The organism is Chamaesiphon sp. OTE_75_metabat_556, assembly GCF_031378165.1.
Lineage (GTDB): Bacteria > Cyanobacteriota > Cyanobacteriia > Cyanobacteriales > Chamaesiphonaceae > Chamaesiphon.
In genome coordinates this window covers 1-4,831 of record NZ_JANNDR010000107.1, presented here as the reverse complement: position 1 = coordinate 4,831, position 4,831 = coordinate 1, and the positions used below count along the sequence as shown (strand labels likewise).

The 4,831-nt window shown below is 49.9% G+C and carries 3 protein-coding genes and 1 pseudogene; 2 read left to right on the top strand and 2 right to left on the bottom strand.

Annotation, left to right across the window (positions count from 1 at the left end; all coding sequences use genetic code 11):
* Together RMO27_RS04730 and RMO27_RS04725 are read right to left on the bottom strand one after the other, a co-directional pair.
* Window positions 1–2,134: catalase (locus RMO27_RS04730; protein ID WP_309729711.1), on the bottom strand; the 2,134-nt coding region annotated here is incomplete at its 3' end.
* A gap of 324 nt (window positions 2,135–2,458) precedes the next feature.
* The gene (locus RMO27_RS04725) at window positions 2,459–2,734 is read right to left on the bottom strand and encodes a hypothetical protein (protein WP_309729708.1); all 276 of its coding nucleotides are present in this window, start codon (window positions 2,732–2,734) and stop codon (window positions 2,459–2,461) included.
* Window positions 2,735–2,992: 258 nt separating this feature from the next.
* On the opposite strand from RMO27_RS04725, the pseudogene RMO27_RS04720 reads away from it, so the two are divergent.
* A pseudogene (locus tag RMO27_RS04720) lies at window positions 2,993–4,072 on the top strand (ATP-binding protein); the annotation flags it as partial.
* Window positions 4,069–4,542 carry a response regulator gene (locus RMO27_RS04715; protein ID WP_309729704.1) on the top strand — a complete coding sequence of 158 codons (474 nt, stop codon included), beginning with the start codon at window positions 4,069–4,071 and terminating at the stop codon, window positions 4,540–4,542. The pseudogene RMO27_RS04720 and the gene RMO27_RS04715, both read left to right, overlap by 4 nt.
* The last annotated feature ends 289 nt before the right edge of the window (window positions 4,543–4,831 follow it).

Genomic DNA, 4,831 nt, shown 5'->3' with positions numbered 1-4,831 from the left:
TCAACTGCGCCGCATCCGCCTCAACCGAAGCCGTCCCCGGCACCGGACGCATCCAGAACCGATGCTCCTCGATCGCATCGATAAACGCCGTAGCAAAACCAGCCATCTCCGACACATCGCGACTGGCAATCACACCCAACTGAGTACTCATCTTGCCATTCACCTGCGACGCATCGATCCCCTTGAGATCCGCCTGCATCAGCAACTCCACACCCTCGCCAGAACCCGCGATCGGTTTAAAATGCTTAAACGCCTCATGGATGAAACTTAACGCCTCCCCATGCGCCTTTAACGCCTCAATGCTCTTAGCACCACCAGGGACATACACCGCATCATATAGCACCGAAGCCGCAGTCAAGAACGTCTTATCGACCTCGATCTGACCGCCATCGGCAGTCGCGATCGTTCCGCCCATCGTAGAAACGATCTCAGTCGAGATACTCATCGCACTCAGCGCATGCTTGAGTGTTGCCAACTGCGCCCCATCAACCCCATTGGCCGCTAAAATTGCCACCTTGCGACCCTTGGCAGTCTTGGTCGTGTTTTCCTGACTCAGAGCCGCTGATTTTTGACCGTGGTTCTCAGTAACTGGTGCCGTCGGTGCCGACATCCCCAACCCGAGGGCGACGCGCTGGGCTAGCTCGTGGTCTACTTGGTTGAAGCGATGGAGCATCCGTTGTTTGACCTCCATCTGCGGTACTTTACCCAATTCAAAGTGAGCGGCTTCAACCAAGCGATCCTGTTCGCCCTTAGAGAGACTATTCCAGAACAGAGTAGCTTGAGCGAAATGCTGCCCAAAACTCGGACTACGCTCGCGCACCTTGTGTCCTTCTACCCGCTCTGGGTAAGTCACAGCCCCCCCATCTTCTGGCGCAACTGGCGCAGGGAGATTGTCACCGAGCGAGTTGGGCGAGTAGTTGACGCGGCTGGTTTTGATATCCATCTGCATCCGGCCATCCTGATTGTTATTGCTAAACGGGCAAACGGGACGGTTGATCGGTAAGTGGACGAAGTTGGGACTGCCCAGCCGATGCAGTTGGGTATCATGGTAAGACATCAGCCGCCCTTGGAGGAGTGGATCGTCGCTAAAGTCAATCCCTGGCACCACATTTGAGGGTTGATAAGCAACCTGCTCGGTTTCGGCAAAGAAGTTATCTGGGTTGCGATCGAGTACCATTTTCCCAATCGGTTGGACTGGTACTAATTCTTCGGGGATCATTTTGGTAGCATCCAAAATATCGAAGTCAAATTTGTGTTCGTCTGCTTCGGGGATAATTTGGACACCTAGCTCGTACTCTGGATAGTTGCCTTGATCGATCGCTTCCCACAACGTCCGGCGGTGGAAGTCGGGATCTTTACCCGCAATCTTTTGAGCCTCATCGAAGACATTGGAATGTACTCCGGCCATCGGCTTCCAGTGATACTTAACAAAATGAGATTGGCCTGACTCATTCACCCACCGGAAGGTATGGACGCCAAAACCCTGCATCGTACTGAAATTGCGCGGTAATGTCCGATCGGACAACAACCACATAATCATGTGCATTGATTCTGGGATCAGCGAAATAAAATCCCAGAAACTCGGATGTGCGGTCGAAGCCTGCGGCATCTCGTTGTCTGGCTCGGGCTTGATCGAATGCACGAGATCGGGAAATTTAATCGCATCCTGAATAAAGAAGACCGGAATATTGTTACCGACAATGTCATAGTTGCCATCTTCAGTGTAGAACTTGACAGCGAAGCCGCGTACATCCCGCACGGCATCAGCCGAGCCGCGCGAACCCCCAACGGTGGAGAAGCGCACGAATACGGGTGTTTTCACCGCTGGATCTGCCAAAAACTTCGCCTTGGTAAATTCGGCCATCGATACATATGGCTCGAAGTAACCGTGTGCCCCCGCACCACGGGCGTGGACTACCCGCTCGGGAATGCGTTCGCGATCGAATGCCGATAGCTTTTGTTGGAAATGGAAATCTTCTAATAGTGTCGGACCGCGCCCGCCTGCTTTGAGCGAGTCATCGGTATTACTAATTGGATGACCCTCATCTGTGGTGAGTTTTGCACCCGGTGCTACGCGATAGTCATCGAGGCTCTGATTCTTGCTGTGCTCGTCAATCGAATTTTGCTCGCTCATGGTATTCCTGGGGTGCTATTTTGAGCTGAATATTTTAGGTAGAGGAGATTTACTTTGATGGAGAGAAAGTAAATCTATACCTTTACGATTAGGATGGATCTGCTATCTAAATCTAAGTAAGAAACCTATTTTTAAGCTCTGTCTTTGGGTAGAGATCGATCGAGTAAATCATCATCTAGCGCGATTATTGCTAGCATCAGATTCCATAAATCAAGGGAGATGTCTGTAGACATCTCCCCCTGGATATATTTAATTCAAGCAAACTTGTTTTAGATGACGATGCAGTTGTTTTAACTACAGGATCTACTTATCGATCGAGTGAGATTAGGGACTGGTTGAAGGGCTGGCTGAAGGGCTAGTTGTCGAATTGGTTTTGGGAGTGGTGGTCGGGCTAGTCGTCGGACTCATCCCCGGACTACTCGTCCCCGGACTGGTAGTTGGACTAGCCGACGGGGTGGTGCCGGTACCAGTCCCAGGTGCCGTTCCATCTGTGCCAGTACCACCAGTGCCACCAGTACCACCAGTGCCAGATGGCGAACAGGAACTGATCAGTAATGCGACACTAGCCGCCGAAGCTAACAATAAACCGATCTTCTTCATGACTCCTCGCTTAAATTGTGGTTAAATTATTGCCAGATCCGCAGACCACAAACATCGTTTGTGAGTCTGGCGATCGACAATAATTTAGGTTCGAGTGCAACGGATCTAAACATCATCAGATTTAACAATTAATTTTAAATCTTAGCTACATCCTTAACTACACAAGGTAAGTTTCAATCGCGATCGAGACCTCTGTCGATCGAGAGATTTTTGAGATCTAGAAATTCAGCATGGCAATCGAATCTGCCGAGCGATAGTACCAATGCGTTGGTAAATGATTACGAACCCCTGTCACCATCGAAAGATGTCGCCAGCGGGCTGCTAGCCCTCCGTATTTCGCGGATTCAACACACCTATTTGCTCTGGTTTCGACCGGAAGTACTTCAAACGATCGATTGGGGCGGCAAACCGAGTAAACCTGTCACTGTTGATGCTGATAATGGACTGCGGATGACCCCACGCAAATCCTTCGAGCTATGGAAAGAGACAGTCCAACGCAAATCGCTACCCTGGAAAGCCTGTGAAATCGAAGCCGCACTAGAACTACGGATGCGGATTATCGGGATCGTCCTCCAAAAAGCCGACGAATTGGCCTTATTAAATGCCGAGCTGGAACGGAGTAATATCGAGCTGGATGCTTTTGCCTATGTCGCATCGCACGATCTCAAAGAACCCCTGCGCGGCATCCACAACTATTCGACGTTCTTGATTGAAGATTATGGCGACAAGTTGGGTGAAGATGGCACCCACAAATTGGCTACCCTGATGCGGTTGACGCAACGGATGGAAGATCTGATCGAGTCATTGCTGCACTATTCCCGCTGCGGTCGCGCCGAACTCCTATTCGAGCCAGTGAATGTGGCCGATGTCGTCGAGAGCGTCATTGATGTGATTAAAATCAGTCAAACAGCGACAGCGGAATTTCGGATCTCGCGACCGTTACCGATCGTCCAATGCGATCGCACCCAGTTGGCAGAGCTATTTACCAACCTGATCAGCAATGGGATTAAGTATAACGATCACGACCTCAAATCGATCGAGATCGGCTATATCTTGCCCACAGAGAGCCACGCCGATCTACCTACCGATCTCCAGCTCGATCGATCGCAGTCGATCTTTTTTGTTAAAGATAATGGCATCGGCATTCGGGTCAAACATTTCGACAATATCTTCAAAATTTTTAAGCGGTTGCATCCAGCCACCAAATACGGTGGTGGCACTGGTGCTGGCTTGACGATCGCCAAAAAGATCGTCGATCGTCATGGTGGTAATCTCGTGGTAACATCAACTTTCGGTGAAGGTAGCACGTTTTACTTTACCTTGGGTTCGCGATCGTGAAAGATCGATTTCAGCCACCAACATTATTGATTGTCGAAGATAGTGACGAGTACTTTGAAGTATTGAGTCGGATTATCACCGATGCTAGCGATCTGGAGCTGTTGATCGATCGCTGTATCGATGGGGATGATGCGATCGATTATCTCAATCGCGACGGGATCTACGCCAATGAGATCGATCGGCTCCATCCCGATTTAGTCATCTTAGATCTCAATTTGCCCGGTACCGACGGGCGCGAAGTATTGGCGGTCATCAAGACAAACCCACACCTCAAAACCATCCCTATCGTCATCCTCACCACCTCCTCCAATCCCAAGGATATCCAAACTTGCTATCAATCCGGCGTCAATAGCTATCTGCTCAAACCCATGAAAATCGACCAGTTGCGGTCATTAGTGCGGATTCTCATCGACTACTGGTTTAAAGTCGCAGTTTTGCCGACGCATCAGGGGATAGGGGTTAGGGGTTAGAGGCTGTTTGAAAAGTATAAGGGTATCACTCGTAAATCCGAGAAGATCCCCCCTAGCCCCCTTAAAAAGCTAGGGGGGATCTTCTAGGATCGACTCAATCGGACTTATATACACACCGTAGATCCTCTACCCTCTATCCCCTAACCTCTAAACACTCTTCCACCCAGCGATCGAACAGCTCCATTAAAATCTGTTGATAAATCACAATATCTAGCTGTGGTTGGATAATTTCAGCAACCCGAATCAAGTGAATGCCAAGCTCTGTCGTAATTGGTGAGATCGTCTGTGG